This is a genomic window from Streptomyces sp. NPDC098789 (assembly GCF_044759975.1).
GTDB lineage: Bacteria > Actinomycetota > Actinomycetes > Streptomycetales > Streptomycetaceae > Streptomyces.
Genome location: NZ_JBIWAJ010000001.1, coordinates 568,914 through 589,086, shown reverse-complemented (window position 1 = coordinate 589,086; position 20,173 = coordinate 568,914). Strand labels below are relative to the sequence as shown.

Annotated in this window: 13 protein-coding genes; 9 read left to right on the top strand and 4 right to left on the bottom strand. The window is 71.7% G+C overall.

Annotated features, from left to right (window positions below):
* Window positions 1-93 precede the first annotated feature (93 nt).
* Window positions 94-1,101, top strand: coding sequence for an Lrp/AsnC family transcriptional regulator (locus ACIQWR_RS02905; RefSeq protein ID WP_404004643.1), 1,008 nt, complete (start codon window positions 94-96; stop codon window positions 1,099-1,101).
* Between the two features lie 36 nt (window positions 1,102-1,137).
* On the opposite strand, the gene glgP is transcribed toward ACIQWR_RS02905, so the two are convergent.
* Window positions 1,138-3,801: an alpha-glucan family phosphorylase gene (glgP, locus tag ACIQWR_RS02900; RefSeq protein ID WP_404004641.1), complete on the bottom strand. Its 2,664-nt coding sequence runs from the start codon at window positions 3,799-3,801 to the stop codon at window positions 1,138-1,140.
* A gap of 452 nt (window positions 3,802-4,253) precedes the next feature.
* Between glgP and ACIQWR_RS02895 the strand changes: the two genes are divergently transcribed.
* From ACIQWR_RS02895 to glgB, 4 genes are all read left to right on the top strand, one after another.
* The gene (locus ACIQWR_RS02895; RefSeq protein WP_404004638.1) at window positions 4,254-6,245 is read left to right on the top strand and encodes a maltotransferase domain-containing protein; all 1,992 of its coding nucleotides are present in this window, start codon (window positions 4,254-4,256) and stop codon (window positions 6,243-6,245) included.
* On the top strand, window positions 6,242-7,957 hold the full coding sequence (treS, locus tag ACIQWR_RS02890) for a maltose alpha-D-glucosyltransferase (protein ID WP_330332717.1): 1,716 nt from the start codon (window positions 6,242-6,244) through the stop codon (window positions 7,955-7,957). Before ACIQWR_RS02895 ends, treS begins: the two co-directional genes overlap by 4 nt.
* 186 nt (window positions 7,958-8,143) lie before the next feature.
* The gene (locus ACIQWR_RS02885) at window positions 8,144-9,631 is read left to right on the top strand and encodes a maltokinase (protein ID WP_404004636.1); all 1,488 of its coding nucleotides are present in this window, start codon (window positions 8,144-8,146) and stop codon (window positions 9,629-9,631) included.
* The gene (gene glgB, locus ACIQWR_RS02880) at window positions 9,628-11,919 is read left to right on the top strand and encodes a 1,4-alpha-glucan branching enzyme (RefSeq protein ID WP_404004634.1); all 2,292 of its coding nucleotides are present in this window, start codon (window positions 9,628-9,630) and stop codon (window positions 11,917-11,919) included. Before ACIQWR_RS02885 ends, glgB begins: the two co-directional genes overlap by 4 nt.
* Here the strand turns inward: glgB and ACIQWR_RS02875 are convergent.
* Window positions 11,909-12,271: a thioredoxin family protein gene (locus ACIQWR_RS02875; protein WP_404004632.1), complete on the bottom strand. Its 363-nt coding sequence runs from the start codon at window positions 12,269-12,271 to the stop codon at window positions 11,909-11,911. The two genes, glgB and ACIQWR_RS02875, sit on opposite strands and share 11 nt — an antisense overlap.
* A 59-nt stretch (window positions 12,272-12,330) precedes the next feature.
* Complete coding sequence (locus tag ACIQWR_RS02870; RefSeq protein WP_404004630.1) at window positions 12,331-12,729, bottom strand: MerR family transcriptional regulator; 399 nt, start codon at window positions 12,727-12,729, stop codon at window positions 12,331-12,333.
* A 435-nt stretch (window positions 12,730-13,164) separates the two neighbouring features.
* On the opposite strand from ACIQWR_RS02870, the gene ACIQWR_RS02865 reads away from it, so the two are divergent.
* Entirely contained in the window at window positions 13,165-13,785 is a 621-nt protein-coding gene (locus ACIQWR_RS02865) for a helix-turn-helix domain-containing protein (protein ID WP_404005030.1), read from the top strand.
* Window positions 13,786-13,932: 147 nt separating this feature from the next.
* Here ACIQWR_RS02865 and ACIQWR_RS02860 read toward each other — a convergent pair whose 3' ends face one another.
* A complete protein-coding gene (locus ACIQWR_RS02860) occupies window positions 13,933-14,958 on the bottom strand; it encodes an ATP-dependent 6-phosphofructokinase (RefSeq protein WP_354379945.1) in 1,026 nt (341 codons plus the stop codon).
* A 322-nt stretch (window positions 14,959-15,280) separates the two neighbouring features.
* Here ACIQWR_RS02860 and pta point away from each other — a divergent pair, with 322 nt between their 5' ends.
* The 3 genes from pta to pyk all read left to right on the top strand — a co-directional run bounded on the left by pta (window position 15,281) and on the right by pyk (window position 20,134).
* Complete coding sequence (gene pta, locus ACIQWR_RS02855) at window positions 15,281-17,362, top strand: phosphate acetyltransferase (protein WP_404004626.1); 2,082 nt, start codon at window positions 15,281-15,283, stop codon at window positions 17,360-17,362.
* A 54-nt stretch (window positions 17,363-17,416) separates the two neighbouring features.
* The gene (locus tag ACIQWR_RS02850; protein ID WP_404004624.1) at window positions 17,417-18,640 is read left to right on the top strand and encodes an acetate kinase; all 1,224 of its coding nucleotides are present in this window, start codon (window positions 17,417-17,419) and stop codon (window positions 18,638-18,640) included.
* A 63-nt stretch (window positions 18,641-18,703) separates the two neighbouring features.
* Window positions 18,704-20,134, top strand: a complete 1,431-nt coding sequence (gene pyk, locus ACIQWR_RS02845; RefSeq protein ID WP_404004621.1) for a pyruvate kinase — start codon at window positions 18,704-18,706, stop codon at window positions 20,132-20,134.
* Window positions 20,135-20,173: the final 39 nt, after the last annotated feature.

Sequence of the window (20,173 nt, the reverse complement as noted above, 5' to 3'; positions counted from 1 at the left end):
GCTTCCAAGGTGACAGCCGCCCCTCGGATCCCCCATCCAGCAGCCCTCTGGTGCCGGATTTCTCCCATGCGGGGCTCTGGAATGATGGAAACCATGAATCCCGCGGAGCTGGACCGGCTCGACCACGCGCTCATCCAGGCCCTGATGATCGACGGGCGGGCGCCCTTCAGTCGCCTCGCCGAGGTGCTGGAGGTCTCCGACCAGACGGTGGTCCGCCGCTACCGCCAGATGCGCGCCACCGGGCTGGTGCGCGTGGTCGGGCTGCCGCTCGGCAGCAGGGTCGGGCTCCTGGAGTCCTGGCTGCGCGTGCAGTGCGCGCCGGACGCGGCGCTCGCGGTGGCCGGGGCGCTGGCGCGGCGGCCCGACATCGCGTGGGTGCAGCTCGCCTCGGGCGGGACCGAGATCCACTGCATGACCAAGGCGAGGAGCCGACGGGAGCGCGACGGGCTGCTGCTGGACAAGCTGCCGAGCACCCGGCGGGTGACCGGGATCAGCGCCCACACCATCCTGCGGACCTTCGCCGGTGGGCCCCTGGCCTGGTTCGGCCTGGACGTGCTCGGTCCCGAGCAGGTGGCCGCGCTCGCGCAGCCGGCCGTCGGGCGGCCCGCGTCGCGGGAGCGGTACGTACTGGACGAGGCCGAGCTGGCCCTGTTGGCGGTGCTGGGTCACGACGGACGGGCCGGCTATCCGGAACTGGCGCGCGCCTCGGGCCTGTCGGAGTCGACGGCGCGCCGTCGACTGGAACGGCTGCGCGAGCTGGGAGCGCTCTACTTCGACGTGGAGACGGTCCCGGGCGTGCTGGGGTACGAGGCGGAGGCCACCCTGCTGATCACGGCTGCGCCCGCCCGGCTGGCGGAGGTGGGCGCCGCGCTCGCCACGCATCCCGAGGTGCCGTTCGCGGCGGCCGTCACGGGGGCCGCGAACCTGCTCGCGGTGGTGGTGTGCCGGGACACGGAAGGGCTCTACACCTATCTGACCGAGCGGATCGGCGCGGTGGCGGGCGTACAGCAGGTGGAGGTGATCCCGACCCTGCGGAACATCAAGCGGGCCGGGATGCTGGTGGAGGACGGGCGGCTGGTGGATCCGCCGCCCGCCCCCTGACCGCCCGCCCGCCGGTGTCCCGGCGGGCGGGCCGCCTCAGCGCAGCAGCACCCCGCCGCCCGGGGCCGTCGGCGGGTCCACCGGGCCCGCGACCAGGCCCAGTTCGGCCGGGGTGGCCAGCAGTGGGTGGGCGGGCAGGATCCGTACGGTGTAGCCGAAGGGGCCCGTACGGTCCAGGGCGAGCGGGCCCTCGTACAGCCAGCGGCCCTCCAGGTCCGGTCCCCCGGCGGGCTTGAGCGGGAAGGTCCGCGCCTCGCCGATGACGTCCTGCGCGTCCACCCGCCCCGCGACGGCCTGCACCTCGACCTCGTCGGGCCCGAGCGTGTCCAGCGCGACCTGGACGCGCAGGGTGAGGGTGGAGCCCAGTTCGGCGGTGCCTCCCACGGCTCCCGCGGGACCGGCGGCCAGGGCCTCCACGTGGAGCGCCCCGACCCGCGGCCAGGCGGCCCGTACCCGCCCCTTCCAGGAGGCGAGTTCCCACGCCGCCTCGGCGGTGAGGGAGCGGTGGGCGAGCGCGGCCGGGGCGTACAGCCGCTCCACGTACTCGCGCACCATGCGCCCCGCGAGCACCTTCGGCCCCAGCGAGACGAGGGTGCGCCGGACCATCTCGATCCACCGGACGGGCAGCGTGCCGCGCCCGGAGCGGTCGTAGAAGCGCGGGGCGACCCGGTTCTCGATCAGGTCGTAGAGGGCGTTCGCCTCGACGTCGTCGCGCCGGTCCTCGTCGGTGCCGTAGCCGTCGGCGGTGGGGATGGCCCAGCCGAAGTCCGGCTCGAACCACTCGTCCCACCAGCCGTCCAGGACCGAGAGGTTGAGGCAGCCGTTCAGCGCGGCCTTCATCCCACTGGTCCCACAGGCCTCCAGCGGGCGCAGCGGGTTGTTGAGCCACACGTCGCAGCCGGGGTAGAGCTTTTGCGCCATCGCCATGCCGTAGTCGGGCAGGAACACGATGCGGTGGCGCACCCGCGGGTCGTCGGCGAAGCGCACCAGTTCCTGCACGAGCCGCTTGCCGCCGTCGTCGGCCGGGTGCGCCTTGCCCGCGACGACGATCTGCACGGGCCGCTCGGGGTCCAGGAGCAGTCGGCGCAGCCGTTCCGGGTCGCGCAGCATGAGCGTGAGCCGCTTGTAGGAGGGCACCCGGCGCGCGAACCCGATGGTGAGCACGTCGGGGTCGAGCACGGAGTCCACCCAGCCGAGCTCGGCGTCCCCGGCCCCGCGCTGGCGCCACGAGGCGCGCAGCCGGTCGCGGACCTCCTGGACGAGCTGCTCGCGCAGCACCCGGCGCAGGTCCCACACGTCCTGGTCGGCGATGTCGGCGACCGCGTCCCAGCGCTGCGATCCGCCGACGGACAGGGCGTCCTCGGTGCGCCCGGCGCCGATCTGGCGGGCGCCGAGGCGGACCACCTCGGGGGCGACCCAGGTCGGTGCGTGCACGCCGTTGGTGACGGAGACGATGGGGACGTCCGCGGGGTCGAATCCCGGCCACAGTCCCGCGAACATGCCGCGGCTGACGGCGCCGTGCAGGGTCGACACCCCGTTGGCGCGCTGGGCGAGCCGCAGCCCCATGACGGCCATGTTGAAGACGCCGGGATCGCCGCCCGGGTAGCTCTCGGCGCCCAGTTCGAGGATCCGGTCCACGGGTACGCCGACCAGTTCGCCGCCGTCGGCGAAGTGCCGGGCGACCAGCCCGCGCTCGAAGCGGTCGATGCCCGCGGGGACCGGGGTGTGGGTGGTGAACACCGTTCCGGCCCGGACCGCCTCGACGGCCGCGTCGAAGGCCAGGCCCCCGCCCGCCGGTTCCCCGCCCGCCAGTTCCCTTATGCGTTCGAGGCCGAGGAAGCCGGCGTGGCCCTCGTTGGTGTGGAACACCTCGGGGTCCGGGTGGCCGGTGAGCGCGCAGTACGTCCGTACGGCGCGGACGCCGCCGATGCCGAGCAGCATCTCCTGGAGCAACCGGTGCTCGCTGCCGCCGCCGTAGAGGCGGTCGGTCACCTCGCGCGCGGCGGTGTCGTTGTCCTCGACGTCGGAGTCGAGGAGCAGCAGCGGCACCCGGCCGACCCGGACCTGCCAGACGTGCGCGTGCAGGCTGCGGCCGCCGGGCAACGAGAGGGTGATCCGGGCGGGGAGGTCGTCGGGGCCGCGCAGGAGGGAGACGGGCAGTTCGTTGGGGTCGAGGACCGGGTAGTGCTCCTGCTGCCAGCCGTCGCGGGAGAGGGACTGGCGGAAGTACCCGTGGCGGTAGAGCAGGCCGACGCCGATGAGCGGGACGCCGAGGTCGCTGGCGGCCTTGAGGTGGTCGCCGGCGAGGATGCCGAGGCCGCCGGAGTACTGCGGCAGCGCGGCGGTGATGCCGAACTCGGGCGAGAAGTAGGCGATGGCGGCGGGCAGCTCGGCGCTGTTCTCCTGCCCCTGGTACCACCGGTCGCCGTGGACGTAGTCGTCGAGGTCGGCGGAGACGGCGTGAAGCCGGCGCAGGAACCTGCGGTCCCGCGCGAGTTCCTCCAGCCGGGCCGCGGCGACGTCCCCCAGCAGCCGGACGGGATCACCTCCGGCGGCCAGCCAGCCCTCGGGGTCGACGGATTGGAAGAGTTCCCGGGTCTCCCCGTGCCACGACCAGCGCAGGTTGCGCGCGAGATCGGCGAGCGGCAGGAGGGGTTCCGGCAGGACAGGGCGCACGGTGAATCGACGGATAGCCTTCACGTGTCCACCTTCGCAGGGGCTTACGCATCGGAGCGGCCGCACCACGCTGTGCACCCGCGCATCACCCCGGGAAGGCTAGCGGCGCGCCCGCTCCTCGGCCATCCCGCCTCCACCGCTCGGCGGGACCCGCGCGCGGACAGCGACCTGACGGGACGACATCGGCCACTGCGGACCCTCGCGCCTTGCGCTCGTCCTTACGTACGAGTAGTTAACCAAGCGCGCGGATTGGGCGGGCCGAGAGTGGGAAGGGCTCCCCGGGTACCGCGCACGGCACAGCCCCCGCCCCACCTCCCGCCACCCGAGTGAACGCGGACAGGAGCGGCCATGCCCGCAGCCCAGCCGTCCACTGAGCGGCTAGAAACAGAGCGAACAGAGCGTGCACGACCAGCCGGAACGTCGTCGGCTGTCCCGTTGTCACCGAGCCCTGCGAACTGCCCCCAGGTGATCCCATCATGATCGGTCGCATTCCCGTGCTGGACGTCCGCCCCGCCGTCGACTGCGGCGCCAGACCCGCCAAGGCGGTCGTGGACGAGGTATTCGAAGTATCCGCCACCGTGTTCCGCGAGGGACACGACGCGGTCGCGGCGCACGTGGTGCTGCGAGATCCGAGCGGGCGCCAGCGCCCGCCCGTGCCGCTCGGCGAGCTGGCGCCCGGCACCGACCGGTGGGGCGCCCGGGTGTCCGCCGACGCGGAGGGGAGGTGGACGTACGTCGTCGAGGCGTGGAGCGATCCGATCGCGACCTGGCGCGCGCACGCCTCGATCAAGGTGCCCGCCGGGATCGACGCGGACCTGATGCTGCTGGAGGGGGCCGAGCTGTACGAGCGGGCCGCCGTCAAGGTCCCCAAGCGGGACGGGCGCGAGGCGGTGCTGGCCGCCGCCGACGCGATGCGCGACGGGGACCGCCCGGCCGGGGCCCGGTTGACCGCGGCCCTGGCCCCGGAGGTCGACGCGGCGCTCGCCCGCAAGCCCTTCCGGGAGCTGGTGAGCGCCTCGAAGCCGCTGGCCGTGCTGGTCGAGCGCAAGCGGGCCCTCTTCGGTGCCTGGTACGAGCTGTTCCCGCGCTCGGAGGGCGCGGTGCTGGAGCCCGGTGGGGCTCCGGTCAGCGGCACCTTCGCGACCGCGGCCGAGCGATTGGCGGCCGTCGCCGCCATGGGCTTCGACGTGGTGTACCTGCCGCCGATCCACCCGATCGGGAGCACGTACCGCAAGGGGCCCAACAACACTCTGTCCGCCGGTAGTTGGGATCCGGGCGTGCCCTGGGCCATCGGCTCGACCGAGGGCGGGCACGACGCCGTCCACCCCGAGCTGGGCACGATCGAGGACTTCGACCGGTTCGTGACGCGGGCCCGCGAGCTGCGCCTGGAGATCGCGCTCGACTTCGCCCTCCAGTGCTCGCCGGACCACCCGTGGGTGGAGAAGCACCCGGAGTGGTTCCGCCACCGCGCGGACGGGACGGTCGCCTACGCGGAGAACCCGCCGAAGAAGTACCAGGACATCTATCCGATCCACTTCGACACCGACATGGGCGGGATCGTCGAGGAGACCCTGCGCATCCTGCGGTACTGGATGGACCACGGAGTACGCATCTTCCGGGTCGACAATCCGCACACCAAGCCCGTCGTCTTCTGGGAAAGGGTGATCGCGGACATCAACAAGAGCGATCCCGACGTGATTTTCCTGGCCGAGGCGTTCACCCGGCCCGCGATGATGCGCACGCTCGCCGCGATCGGTTTCCAGCAGTCCTACACGTACTTCACCTGGCGCAATACGAAGCGGGAGCTCACGGAATACGTCACCGAGCTGTCGGGTGATTCGGCTTCCTGCATGCGGCCCAATTTCTTCGTCAACACGCCGGACATCCTGCACGAGTACCTGCAGACCGGCGGCCGCCCCGCCTTCGAGATCAGGGCCGTGCTGGCCGCGACCCTCTCGCCCACCTGGGGGATCTACGCCGGCTACGAGCTGTGCGAGAACACCCCGGTGAAGGAGGGCAGCGAGGAGTACCTCGATTCCGAGAAGTACGAGCTGCGCCCGCGCGACTGGGCCGCCGCCGAACGCGAGGGCCGCACCATCGCGCCGCTGATCACCGCGCTGAACCGGCTGCGCCGGCGCAATCCGGCGCTCCAGCAACTGCGCGACGTGCATTTCCATCCGACCGACAACGAGCAAGTGATCGCCTATTCGAAGCACAGCGGATCGCATTGCGTACTGGTGGTCGTCAACCTCGATCCGCACCACACCCAGGAGGCGACGGTCTCGTTGGACATGCCGGTACTCGGCCTCGACTGGCACGGGTCCCTCGCGGTGCGCGACGAGCTCACCGGCGAGACCTATCACTGGGGCAGGGCGAATTACGTGCGTCTGGAACCGGGCCGTACGCCCGCGCACGTGCTGGCCGCTCTGCGACCGTCCCCGCTCACCGGAGGGTCACCCACCTCATGATGATCAACGATCCCGTCCACGACCTCTTCGAGGACACCCCCGCCAAGGACCGCGACCCCGACTGGTTCAAGCGTGCGGTGTTCTACGAGGTCCTCGTCCGCTCCTTCCACGACAGCAACGGCGACGGCGTGGGCGACCTCAAGGGGCTCACCGCCAAGCTGGACTACCTCCAATGGCTCGGCGTCGACTGCCTGTGGCTCCCGCCCTTCTTCGCCTCGCCGCTGCGCGACGGGGGCTACGACGTCTCCGACTACACCTCCGTACTGCCGGAGTTCGGCGACCTCGCCGACTTCGTGGAGTTCGTCGACGCGGCGCACCAGCGCGGCATGCGCGTGATCATCGACTTCGTCATGAACCACACGAGCGACCAGCACGAGTGGTTCCAGCAGTCGCGCAAGGATCCGGACGGCCCGTACGGCGACTACTACATGTGGGCCGACAACGACAAGCAGTACCAGGACGCCCGGATCATCTTCGTCGACACCGAGTCCTCGAACTGGACCTACGACCCGGTGCGCAAGCAGTACTACTGGCACCGCTTCTTCTCCCACCAGCCGGACCTCAACTACGAGAACCCGGCCGTCGTGGAGGAGATCGTCTCGGCCCTGCGCTTCTGGCTCGACCTCGGCATCGACGGGTTCCGGCTCGACGCGGTCCCGTACCTCTACGCCGAGGAGGGGACCAACTGCGAGAACCTCCCGCGCACCCACACCCTGCTCAAGCGGGTCCGGGCGGAGATCGACGCGCACTACCCGGACACCGTGCTGCTCGCCGAGGCCAACCAGTGGCCGGAGGACGTCGTCGACTACTTCGGCGACTACAGCAAGGGCGGGGACGAGTGCCACATGGCCTTCCACTTCCCCGTCATGCCGCGCATCTTCATGGCCGTGCGCCGGGAGTCGCGCTACCCGGTCTCCGAGATCCTCGCCAAGACCCCCGAGATCCCGGCGAGCTGCCAGTGGGGCATCTTCCTGCGCAACCACGACGAGCTGACCCTCGAAATGGTGACGGACGAAGAGCGCGACTACATGTACGCCGAGTACGCCAAGGACCCGCGGATGCGGGCCAACATCGGCATCCGGCGCCGGCTCGCCCCGCTGCTCGACAACGACCGGCACCAGATCGAGCTGTTCACCGCCCTGCTGCTGTCCCTGCCCGGCTCGCCGATCCTCTACTACGGCGACGAGATCGGCATGGGCGACAACATCTGGCTGGGCGACCGGGACGGGGTCCGGACCCCCATGCAGTGGACCCCGGACCGCAACGCCGGTTTCTCCTCGTGCGATCCGGGCAGGCTCAACCTGCCGGTCATCATGGACCCGGTCTACGGGTACCAGGTCACCAACGTCGAGGCCGCGATGTCCTCGCCCTCGTCGCTGTTGCACTGGACCCGGCGGTTGATCGAGATCCGCAAGGCGAACCCCGCCTTCGGCCTCGGTTCCTACACCGAACTCCCGTCGTCCAACCCCGCGGTGCTGGCGTTCCTCCGCGAGGCACCCTCCACCGAGGGCGAAGCGGACGACCTGGTGCTGTGCGTGCACAACTTCTCGCGCTTCGCGCAGCCGACGGAGCTGGACCTGCGGTCCTTCAACGGGCGGGTGCCGGTGGAACTCACCGGTGACGTCCGGTTCCCGCCGATCGGCGAATGGCCGTACCTGCTGACCCTGGCGGGGCACGGTTTCTACTGGTTCAGGCTGCGCGCCGAGCAGTAGCGGAGGGCGCCCGCCGCACGGCGGACAGGACCTCACCACGTGCGGATCCGTGGGCGGCGAATGGGTCAATCGCCGCCCTGTACGGACCATCCTGACCCGACACTCGCACACACCACCGGACAGCAACTGCCGCGATCCGGGACACTCTGCGCATTCTGTGACGGCCCGGGGAAAGGACGCGATGCCATGTCGGAGGCTGCATCCACCCGGAGCGAGGTCGGCCGGCCGGACCGCCGGGCGGCCGATCGCGCGACCCCCCGCCCGGACCGGCTCGGCCCACTCGAACCACTGCTGCGCGCCTGGCTGCCGAGACAGCGCTGGTTCGCCGGCAAGGGGCGCGCCATCGGCGCCCTGCGCCCGGTCTCGGCGGCCGAACTGCTCCCGCCGGGGTCCTCGCCCGGGCTGTTGCACCTCCTGCTCGACGTGGACGGCGACTGCTACCAACTGCTGCTCGGGATCCGTCCCGAGCTGCCGCCCGCGCTCGCGCCCGCGCTGATCGGCCGGGCCGAGGAGGGCCCGTACGCCGGTCAGGCGATCTACGAGGGCCTGGGCGATCCGCGGCTCGCGGCCCTGTTGCTGGAACGATTGCGCGCCCCGGGCTCCCTCGGTCCGCTCCGCTTCGACCGGGACCCGGCGGCGCCGATCCCGGCGGCGCTGGCGGCCCGGCCGCTGTCCGGGGAGCAGACCAACTCCTCGCTGATCTACGGGGACGCGTACATCCTCAAGGTGTTCCGGCGGGTCGGCCCCGGGGTCAATCCGGACCTGGAGCTGCCCCGGGCGCTGGCCGCCGCCGGATGCGCCCGGGTGCCGGCGCCGGTCGCCTGGTACGAGGCCCAGCTGGCCGGGTCCGAGCCGCTGACCCTGGGCGTGCTCCAGCCCTACCTGCGGGGCTCCGACGACGGCTGGCAGCTCGCGCTGCACCGCCTCGGCGCGGGCGCCGACTTCACCGCCGAGGCGCACGCCCTGGGCCGGGCCACCGCCGAGGTGCACAGCGCGCTGGCCGACGCCCTGCCGACCGTCGCGCTGGGCCCGGAGCAGACGGCCCGGCTGGCCGCCGGGATGACCGCGCGACTGGCCGCCACCGCACGTGAGGTGACGTCACTGCGCCCGTACGAGGCGGGGCTGCGCGGCGCCTTCGACGCGCTGGCGTCCTCGCGGGGCGCGGGGGTCCGCGCCCAGCGCATCCACGGCGACCTCCACCTGGGGCAGACCCTGCGCACCCTCGACGGCAGTTGGTCGTTGATCGACTTCGAAGGGGAGCCGGCCCGGCCGCTGGCCGACCGGCGCCGCCCCGAACCGGCGGTCCGGGACATCGCCGGGATACTGCGTTCCTTCGACTACGCGGCCCGCTCCCACCGGCCGTTCGCCCCCGCGTGGGCGGACGCCTGCCGGGCCGCGTTCTGCGAGGGGTACGCCCGGACCACCGGCCGCGACCCGCGCGAGGACCCCGTCCTGCTGCGCGCCTACGAGACCGACAAGGCGGTCTACGAGGCCCGTTACGAGTCCCGGCACCGCCCCGATTGGCTGCACGTCCCGATGGCCGCCGTCCGGCGGCTCTCCGAACGCGAGCGGCCGGCCCACCGCCTGCCGCCCCCGCCGCCCGCCGCCGATCCCCTCCCGCTCTCCCCCACCCCCCACCCCCGCGAGCAGCCCCCTAGGAGGCCGCACACGTGAGCGCCGCCCGACAGCCGTCGCCGACGTCCCGCCCGACCACCGCCCCCGCCGCCCCCGCGGAGGCGGCGAAGAAACCGCGCACGCCCCGGGCCCGGCGGACCGCCCCGCCGCACGGCGTCCGGCCCGCACCGGCGCTGGGCGCGGACGAACGGTCCCGGCTGCTGGAGGGCCGCCACCACGATCCGCACGCGGTGCTGGGCGCCCGGACCCACCGGGGCGGGGTGGCCTTCCGGGCGCTGCGTCCGCACGCGAAGGCGGTCACGATCGTCGCCAAGGGGCTGCGCGCCGAACTCCACGACGAGGGCGACGGGTTCTTCTCCGGGCTGCTGCCGCTGACCGGCGTGCCCGACTACCGGCTGCTGGTGACCTACGACAGCGACGAGGTGGAGGTCCACGACCCCTACCGCTTCCTGCCCTCGCTCGGCGAGCTGGACCTGCACCTGATCGGCGAGGGCCGGCACGAGGAGCTGTGGACGGCGCTGGGCGCGGAGCCGATGGAGCACCAGGGCGTGGCCGGCACCCGGTTCACCCTCTGGGCACCGAACGCCCTGGGGGTCCGGGTCACGGGCGACTTCTCCTACTGGGACGCGGTGGCCCACCCGATGCGCTCGCTCGGCGCGACCGGGGTGTGGGAGCTGTTCCTGCCGGGCGTCGGCGAGGGCGCGATGTACAAGTACGACGTCACGCGCCCGGACGGCAGCCACACCCTGCGGGCCGACCCGATGGCCCGGCGGGCCGAGGTGCCGCCCGCGAACGCGTCGATCGTGACCGCCTCGCACTACACCTGGCGGGACACCGAGTGGATGGCGTCCCGCGGGCTGCGGCCGGCGCACCAGGCGCCGCTGTCGGTGTACGAGGTGCACCTGGCCTCCTGGCGGCCCGGCCTGAGCTACGCGCAGTTGGCGGAGCAGCTCCCGGCCTACGTGAAGGAGCTGGGGTTCACCCACGTCGAGCTGATGCCGGTCGCCGAGCATCCCTTCGGCGGTTCCTGGGGCTACCAGGTCACCGGTTTCTACGCGCCCACCTCGCGGATGGGCACGCCCGACGAGTTCCGCGGCCTGGTCGACGCCCTGCACCGGGCCGGGATCGGGGTGATCGTCGACTGGGTGCCCGCGCACTTCCCGCGGGACGACTGGGCGCTCGCCGAGTTCGACGGACGGCCGCTGTACGAGCACCACGACCCGCAGCGGGCCGCGCACCCGGACTGGGGGACGCTGGAGTTCGACTACGGGCGCAAGGAGGTCCGCAACTTCCTGGTGGCGAACGCCGTGTACTGGTGCCAGGAGTTCCACGTCGACGGGCTGCGCGTGGACGCGGTGGCCTCGATGCTCTACCTGGACTACTCGCGCGGCGAGGGCGAGTGGACGCCGAACGAGCACGGCGGGCGGGAGAACCTGGACGCGGTGGCGCTGCTCCAGGAGATGAACGCGACGGTCTACCGGCGCTGCCCGGGCGTGGTCACGATCGCCGAGGAGTCCACGGCCTGGGAGGGCGTGACCCGGCCCACCGACGCGGGCGGGCTCGGCTTCGGGCTGAAGTGGAACATGGGCTGGATGCACGACACCCTGCGGTACGTGTCGAAGGAGCCGGTGCACCGCAAGTACCACCACCACGACATGACCTTCGGGATGGTCTACGCGTACAGCGAGAACTACGTGCTGCCGATCTCGCACGACGAGGTGGTGCACGGCAAGCGGTCGCTGGTGGGGAAGATGCCCGGCGACTGGTGGCAGCAACGGGCCTGCCACCGGGCGTACCTGGGCTTCATGTGGGCCCACCCCGGCAAGCAGCTGCTCTTCATGGGGCAGGAGTTCGCGCAGGGCGCCGAGTGGTCGGAGGCGCACGGGCCGGACTGGTGGCTGCTGGACTCCTCCTACGCCGCGGCCGCCGACCACCGCGGGGTGCGCGCCCTGGTGGGCGAGCTGAACCGGACCTACACGGCGACGGCCGCGCTGTGGGAGCGGGACACCGTGCCGGAGGGGTTCGCCTGGGTGGCCTCGGACGCGGCGGAGGACAACGTCATCGCCTTCCTGCGCTACGCGGTGGACGGCTCGCAGCTGCTGTGCGTCTCGAACTTCTCCCCGGTGGTGCGCCACGGCTACCGGGTCGGCGTGCCGGAGGAGGTCGCCGAGTGGCACGAGGTGCTGAACACGGACGCGGAGCGGTTCGGCGGCAGCGGGGTGCGCCATCTGCGGCCGCTGCGGCCGGAGCCGGTGCCCGCGCAGGGGCGGGCGGCCAGCCTGCGGATGACGCTGCCGCCGCTGTCCACGGTGTGGCTCAGGCCGTAGCCGGCGCCCCGGTCCGCTCCAGGACGTCTTCGAGGTCCTGGAGCAGCCGGCGCTTGGCCCGGGCTCCGACGAGGGTCTTGACCGGTTCGCCGTCGCGCAGGACGAGCAGGGTGGGCATGGACAGGACCCCGTAGCGGACCATGGTCTCGGGGTTGGCGTCCGCGTCGATCTGCACCACCTTCAGGCGGTGCGCCTCCTCGGCGGCGACGGCGGACAGCACCGGCGCCAGCTGGCGGCAGGGCCCGCACCAGTCGGCGGTGAACTCGACCAGCACGGGGCGCCCGCGCTCGGCGAGCACCTCCGCCGCGAAGGTCTCGTCGGTGACCTCGTCCACTCCGTGGGCACGCAGCATCTTCTTCTCCCCTGTCGTGATGTCGTTCGTCGTGTGTCGTTCGTCGTCGGCTCGGGTCGTCAGTCCTGTGCGGTGGTCTCGCAGCGCGGGGTGGCCGACTCTCCGGCGGCCTCCTCGGCGGTCGCGAGCTGCCGCGCGACCTGGTCCCGTACGTCGGCGAGCTTGCCGATCAACGAGTCCAGCTCGGCGAGCTTGCGGCGGTAGACGGCGAGGGAGGCGGGGCAGGCGTCGCCGGCCGGGTGGCCGGCCCGCAGGCAGTCCACGAAGGGTCGGGTCTCCTCCAGCTCGAAGCCGAAGTCCTGGAGCACCCGGATCTCGCGCAGCAGCCGCAGGTCGTCCTCGTCGTACGAGCGGTAGCCGTTGCCGGTCCGCCGTGCGGGCAGCAGACCCCGGTCCTCGTAGTAGCGCAGGGTCCGGGTGGTGGTGCCCGCCCGTTCCGCCAGTTCGCCGATTCGCATGGGCCGACCGTAATCCTTGACGTCCGCGTCAAGGCAAGGGTCGGGCGGTGCGGGCCGGGGGGAGTCCGGCGGGGCCCCTGGCGGTCATGGGGGCCCTCGCCACCCCCGTGTACGAGGGCCCCCGCCTGGTTCACGCCTGCGTGGCCGAAGTGGTTCAGGTGGCGTGACGGGGTGTGACGGGGTTCACTCGGACGGCAAGCCGTAGCCTTGGCTTGAAGCGGACCCCGGGAAATAGATCTTCACACCATCCGATTACCGGACGGTCGCGTAAATACCGGACTAAATACCCGAACACCGTAGGAGGTTCCTACGAGTTGTGGGCTTGTTTGAACGGTCTGTAGTCGCCAAGCCCGTTCCCCTCCTACGGTGTGGCTCGTGCACTCCAGCCCTCCTTTCAATGCTCCCGCCGCCCGCCGCCTGCGGGCGGCCCTGGGCATGGCACCCGGCCACGTCGCCTACGGCCTGCGCGCCCAGTACGGGCTCCTCGTCACCCCCGAGACCGTCATGGCCTGGGAGCGCGGCGAGATCACGCCGACCTCGGCCGAGCTGACGGCCCTCGCGGGCGTGCTGTGGTGTGCGCCCGGCGAGCTCTTGGCCGAACCGGTCACCTTGCGGGAGCACCGGATAGCGCGCGGCGTGTCACCGGAGGAGCTGGCCCGACGGGTCGGGCTGGAGCCCGCCTCCTACCAGAAGATGGAGGACACCGGGCGCTGGAAGGGCAACGAGCGGCAGTCGGCCACCCTCTCCTCGGTGCTGGGGCTGACGCTGGCCCAGTTCGTGACCGCCACCGGCAAGCAGGACGAGCTGGCGGAGCTGCTGCGCAACGCGGTCACCACCCGCTGGCAGGCCTATGTGAAGCCGCTGGCCAAGCTGCTCCCGGTACCCAAGGCCCAGCTGGAGCGGGTGCTGGAGCTGCTGCACGGGGACTACCAGGCCCGGATGCTGTCCACCTTGAGCTGGGGCGGCTCGGGCGGCCGGGCCGACAGCGGGGACGCGGGGCGCGAGTTCCTGATGGGCATCGTGGACCGGTTCTGGGAGCTCGCGCAGGTGCCGTAGGCGCGGCGCGGCGCGATCGGCCGGCCGATCGACCGGCCGAGAAGCGATGCGCGAAGGCCCCGACCGGTCCCGGGAGGGGACGAGATCGGGGCCCTTCGGCGCGCGGATCCAGGACGAAGGTCCCGGGCGCAGAGCCGGATGGCGCGCCTAGAAGACCGACTCGGCCTCGTACATGCGGTCCTCGGGGACGGTCTTCAGCTCGGTGACGGCCTGCGCGAGCGGGGCCATCACGATGTCGGTGCCGCGCAGCGCGGTCATGTTGCCGAAGTCGCCGCGGTGGACGCCCTCGACGGCGTGCCAGCCGAAGCGGGTGGCGAGGACGCGGTCGTACGCGGTCGGGGTGCCGCCGCGCTGGACGTGGCCGAGGATGACCGGGCGGGCTTCCTTGCCCAGGCGCCGCTCCAGCTCGACGGCCAGTCGGTTGCCGATCCCGGCGAAGCGCTCGTGACCGTACTGGTCGATCGCGCCCTTCTCGTACGGCATGGAGCCGTCGGCCGGGTGCGCGCCCTCGGCGACGCAGATGACGGCGAACTTCTTGCCGCGGGCGAATCGTTCCTCCACCATCTTCACCAGGGCGTCGACCTCGAACGGCCGCTCCGGCAGGCAGATGCCGTGGGCGCCGCCCGCCATGCCGGACTCCAGGGCGATCCAGCCCGCGTGGCGTCCCATGACCTCGACGACCATCACGCGCTGGTGCGATTCGGCGGTGGTCTTGAGCCGGTCGATCGCCTCGGTGGCCACCATGACGGCGGTGTCGAAGCCGAAGGTGCGGTCCGTGGAGGAGATGTCGTTGTCGATGGTCTTCGGTACGCCGACCACCGGCATCCCCGCGTCGGACAGCATCCGGGCCGCGGTCAGCGTGCCCTCGCCGCCGATCGGGATGAGGGCGTCGATCTCGTACCGCTGCGCCAGCTCCACCGCGTTCTCGGCGGCCTCGTGCAGCCGGGCGCGCTCCATCCGGGCTGAGCCGAGAATCGTTCCGCCGCGGGCCAGAATGCCACTGACCGCATTGATGTCGAGGGGGCGGTAATGACCGTCGAGGAGACCCTTGAAACCGTCCTCGAAGCCGATGACTTCGTCGCCGTGTCCGACCACGGCACGGTGTACGACCGACCGGATGACAGCGTTGAGGCCCGGGCAGTCGCCGCCTGCGGTGAGAACTCCGATACGCATCGTGCTGTGTCTCCTGCTCCTGGTCGTACCGAGCGGCCCGCGTGCGGGCGGACCACCGTACAGATGAAGGCCGTATTGATGAAGCCTGTCCGATTGTTCCACGCGCCACCGGTGGGCCGCGCTCCGAGCGACTGCCCCCCGAGGGCCTTTCGACCCCCCTGGACAGGCCTTTTTCCCGGCAAGCGCCCTATCCATCAGCAGAGGTATTGTCAAGAGGGCAAGCCCATACTAAATGGGTAAATTGACTCGGAAGATCCGCAGCCTGCCCCGTCCGGGGCCGGTGGTGACGCCGCCAACCGACACACATGGACGGAGAGCACGCGTGACGCGCAGCGTGTACGTGACCGGCATCGACCGGGGGGACGGCCGGCAGGTCATCGAGCTCGGACTCATGGAGCTGCTGACCCGCCAGACGGGTCGGGTGGGCGTGTACCGCCCGCTGCTGCACGACGGACCCGACCGCCTCTTCGACCTCCTCAAGGCGCGCTACCGGCTCGACCAGGACCCCTCCACCGCCTTCGGCATGGAGTACCACGAGGCCTCCGCGCTGCTCGCCGAGAAGGGGGCCGACGAACTGGTCTCGCAGCTCGTCGACGGCTACCACCGGGCCGCCCGCGACTACGAGGTCATGCTCGTCCTCGGCACCGACTACGCCGACACCAACCTCCCGGACGAACTGGCGCTCAACGCCCGCCTGGCCAACGAGCTGGGCGCGGTCGTCGTCCCGGTGGTCGGCGGCACCAAGCAGAGCGCCGAGTCGGTCCGCGCGGAGACCCGCAACGCCTACCGGGCCTACGAGAGCCTGGGCTGCGAGGTCGTGGCCGTGATCGTCAACCGGGTGGTCGCCGAGGACCGCGAGGTGATAGCCGAGCGGCTGGCCGCGCGCCTTCCCGTGCCCTGTTACGTGCTGCCGGACGACAAGACGCTCTCCGCTCCGACCGTCGCCCAGATCACCCGGGCGCTGGGGGGCGAGGTGCTGCTCGGCGACGAGGCCGGGCTGGCCCGCGACGCCGTGGACTTCGTCTTCGGCGGCGCCATGCTGCCGAACTTCCTGAACGCGCTGACCCCCGGCTGCCTGGTCGTCACCCCCGGGGACCGCTCCGACCTGGTCATCGGCGCGCTCGCCGCGCACACCTCCGGCACCCCGCCGATCGCCGGCGTGCTGCTGACCCTGAACGAGCGCCCCGGCAAGGACATCCTGACGCTGGCCTCGAAGCTGGCGCCCGGCACCCCGGTCGTCTCGGTCGCGGGCAACAGCTTCCCGACCGCCGCCGAACTCTTCGCGCTGCAGAGCCGCCTGAACTCCGCGACCCCGCGCAAGCTGGAGACCGCGCTCGGCCTCTTCGAGCGGCACGTCGACACGGCCGCGCTGCGCGACCGCATCTCGCTCACCCGCTCCACCCGGGTCACGCCGATGATGTTCGAGCACGAGCTGCTGGAGCAGGCCCGCTCCGAGCGGCGCCGGGTGGTCCTGCCCGAGGGCACCGAGGAGCGGGTGCTGCGCGCCGCGGACGTGGTGCTGCGCCGCGGGGTGTGCGACCTGACCCTGCTGGGCGAGGAGCAGGCGATCCTGAAGAAGGCCGCCGACCTCGGCATCGACATCAGCGCGGCGCAGCTGATCGACCCGGGGACCTCGCCGCTGCGGGAACGGTTCGCCGAGTACTACGCCGCCGCCCGCGCCCACAAGGGCATGACGGTCGAGCTGGCCAACGACGTGGTCACGGACGTCAATTACTTCGGCACGCTGATGGTCCAGGAGGGTCTGGCCGACGGCATGGTCTCCGGCGCGGTGCACTCGACCGCCGCCACCATCCGGCCCGCCTTCGAGATCATCAAGACCAAGCCGGAGGCGTCCATCGTCTCCTCGGTCTTCTTCATGTGTCTGGCCGACAAGGTCCTCGCCTACGGCGACTGCGCCGTGAACCCGGACCCCAACGCCGAGCAGCTCGCCGACATCGCCATCCAGTCGGCCACCACCGCCGCCGCCTTCGGGCTGGAGCCGCGGATCGCGATGCTCTCGTACTCGACCGGCACCTCCGGTTCGGGCGTGGACGTCGACAAGGTCCGCAAGGCCACCGAGATCGTCCGCGCGCAGCGCCCGGACCTGCTGATCGAGGGCCCGATCCAGTACGACGCCGCCGTCGAGCCGTCCGTGGCGGCGACCAAGCTGCCGGAGTCCGAGGTGGCCGGGCGGGCGACCGTACTGATCTTCCCGGACCTCAACACCGGCAACAACACCTACAAGGCCGTGCAGCGCTCCGCGGGCGCCGTCGCGGTCGGCCCGGTCCTGCAGGGCCTGCGCAAGCCGGTCAACGACCTCTCGCGCGGCGCGCTGGTCCAGGACATCGTCACCACGGTGGCGATCACCGCGATCCAGGCCCAGTCCAAGCCCGCCGCGGGCTGACCCCGCACGACGCACGACCACCCCGCACCCCCCACACGAGAAGGTTCCGCACCCGTGACCGCATCGCGCGTACTCGTCCTCAACTCCGGCTCCTCGTCGGTCAAGTACCAGCTGCTCGACATGGCGGACCGGTCCCGCCTGGCCGTCGGGCTGGTGGAGCGCATCGGCGAGGAGACCTCCCGGCTGGTGCACGAACGGCTCACCGACGCCCCGGGCCCGGAGACGGGCGAGGCCAAGCGTGAGGTCCTCGGGCCGATCGCCGACCACCGGGCGGCCCTGACGGCCGTCGCGGCCGAGCTGGCCGCCGACGGCATCGGCCTGGACTCCCCCGAACTGGCCGCCATCGGCCACCGGGTGGTGCACGGCGGCACCAAGTTCACCCAGCCGACCGTCATCGACGACGAGGTGCTGGCGGAGATCCGCGCGCTCGTGCCGCTGGCGCCGCTGCACAACCCGGCGAACGTGACCGGCATCGAGGTGGCCCGCGCGCTGCGCGCGGACCTCCCGCAGGTCGCGGTCTTCGACACGGCCTTCCACTCGACGATGCCGGAGTACGTGGCCCGGTACGCGATCGACGCCGCGACCGCCGACAAGCACTCCATCCGGCGGTACGGCTTCCACGGCACCTCGCACGCCTACGTGTCCCGCACGACCGCCGCGCTGCTGGGCCGGGCGCCCGAGGACGTGAACGTCATCGTGCTGCACCTGGGCAACGGCGCCTCGGCCTCGGCGGTCCGCGGCGGGGTGTGCGTGGAGACCTCCATGGGGCTGACCCCGCTGGAGGGCCTGATCATGGGAACCCGCTCCGGGGACCTCGATCCGGCCGTCGTCTTCCACCTGGCCCGGGTGGGCGGCCTCTCGGTGGATGAGATCGATTCGCTCCTGAACAAGAAGAGCGGTCTGCTGGGCATGTGCGGGGACAACGACATGCGCGAGGTGCTGCGGCGCGCGGGCGAGGGCGACGAGGCGGCGGGCGTCGCCTTCGCGGCGTACGTCCACCGCCTGAAGAAGTACATCGGTGCCTACTCGGCCGTGCTCGGCCGGGTGGACGCGGTGGTGTTCACGGCCGGGGTCGGCGAGAACGCCCACCAGGTGCGGGAAGCTGCCGTGGACGGTCTCGCCGAGCTGGGGCTCGCGCTGGACCTGGAGGCCAACGCGGTGCGCTCCCCCGAGCCCCGGCTGATCTCGGCCGACTACGCCCGGGTGGCCGTGGCCGTGGTGCCGACGGAGGAGGAGCTGGAGATCGCCACACAGGCGTACGAGCTGGTTACCCGTTAGTCACTTTGGACTTTCCACCAGACGGAATATTCCGCTACGAAACAAACCGATAGGATCCGCTCCATGCGCCGTTCCAAAATCGTCTGCACGCTGGGCCCCGCCGTCGACTCGTATGAGCAGCTGAAAGCGCTCATCGAGGCAGGTATGAACGTGGCCCGATTCAACTTCAGCCACGGATCCCAGGCAGAACACCAGGAGCGGTACGACCGCGTCCGGCAGGTCTCCGCGGACACCGGGCGTGCCGTCGGCGTCCTCGCCGACCTCCAGGGTCCCAAGATCCGTCTGGAAACCTTCGCCGAGGGTCCCGTCGAGCTGGTGCGCGGTGACGAGTTCACCATCACCACCGAGGACGTCCCGGGCGACAAGTCCATCTGCGGCACCACCTACAAGGGCCTGCCGGGTGACGTCTCCAAGGGCGACCAGGTCCTGATCAACGACGGCAACGTCGAGCTCCGGGTGACCGAGGTCGTCGGCCCGCGGGTCAAGACCATCGTCATCGAGGGCGGTGTCATCTCCGACCACAAGGGCATCAACCTGCCGGGTGCCGCCGTCAACGTCCCGGCCCTGTCCGAGAAGGACGTCGACGACCTCCGCTTCGCCCTGCGGATGGGCTGCGACATGGTCGCCCTGTCCTTCGTCCGTGACGCCAACGACGTCAAGGACGTCCACAAGGTCATGGACGAGGAGGGCCGCCGGGTCCCCGTCATCGCCAAGGTCGAGAAGCCGCAGGCGGTCGCCAACATGGAGGCCGTCGTCGACGCCTTCGACGCGGTCATGGTGGCCCGTGGTGACCTGGCCGTCGAGTACCCGCTCGAAAAGGTCCCGATGGTCCAGAAGCGGCTCATCGAGATGTGCCGCCGCAACGCCAAGCCGGTGATCGTCGCGACCCAGATGATGGAGTCGATGATCACCAACTCGCGGCCGACCCGCGCCGAGGCCTCCGACGTCGCGAACGCCATCCTCGACGGGGCCGACGCGGTCATGCTGTCGGCCGAGTCCTCGGTCGGCGCCTACCCGATCGAGACCGTCAAGACGATGTCGAAGATCGTCGTCGCGGCCGAGGAAGAGCTGCTCTCCAAGGGCCTGCAGCCGCTGGTCCCGGGCAAGAAGCCGCGCACCCAGGGCGGCTCCGTCGCCCGTGCGGCCTGCGAGATCGCCGACTTCCTCGACGGCAAGGCCCTGGTCGCCTTCACCCACTCCGGTGACACGGCCCGCCGCCTGTCGCGCTACCGCGCGGTCCAGCCGATCCTGGCCTTCACCACCAGCGAGAGCACCCGCAACCAGCTGTCGCTGAGCTGGGGCGTCGAGTCGTACGTGGTCCGCCACGTCGACAACACCGACGCGATGGTCGACCTCGTGGACGACGAGCTGCTCAAGCTCAAGCGCTACAACCAGGGCGACACCATGATCATCACGGCCGGTTCGCCCCCCGGCGTCCCGGGCACGACCAACATGGTCCGCGTCCACCACCTGAACGGTGGCGCCGGCGCCTGACGTCGCCGTGGCGCGGCGCCCGCGCCGCGCGTCCACCGC

Excerpts from the sequence above, each read along its gene's own strand:
- ACIQWR_RS02905 (WP_404004643.1), top strand. The coding sequence starts at position 94 with ATGAATCCCGCGGAGCTGGACCGGCTCGACCACGCGCTCATCCAGGCC.
- ACIQWR_RS02895 (WP_404004638.1), top strand. The coding sequence starts at position 4,254 with ATGATCGGTCGCATTCCCGTGCTGGACGTCCGCCCCGCCGTCGACTGC.
- treS (WP_330332717.1), top strand. The coding sequence starts at position 6,242 with ATGATGATCAACGATCCCGTCCACGACCTCTTCGAGGACACCCCCGCC.
- ACIQWR_RS02885 (WP_404004636.1), top strand. The coding sequence starts at position 8,144 with ATGTCGGAGGCTGCATCCACCCGGAGCGAGGTCGGCCGGCCGGACCGC.
- ACIQWR_RS02875 (WP_404004632.1), bottom strand. The coding sequence starts at position 12,271 with ATGCTGCGTGCCCACGGAGTGGACGAGGTCACCGACGAGACCTTCGCG.
- ACIQWR_RS02870 (WP_404004630.1), bottom strand. The coding sequence starts at position 12,729 with ATGCGAATCGGCGAACTGGCGGAACGGGCGGGCACCACCACCCGGACC.
- ACIQWR_RS02865 (WP_404005030.1), top strand. The coding sequence starts at position 13,165 with ATGGCACCCGGCCACGTCGCCTACGGCCTGCGCGCCCAGTACGGGCTC.
- ACIQWR_RS02860 (WP_354379945.1), bottom strand. The coding sequence starts at position 14,958 with ATGCGTATCGGAGTTCTCACCGCAGGCGGCGACTGCCCGGGCCTCAAC.
- pyk (WP_404004621.1), top strand. The coding sequence starts at position 18,704 with ATGCGCCGTTCCAAAATCGTCTGCACGCTGGGCCCCGCCGTCGACTCG.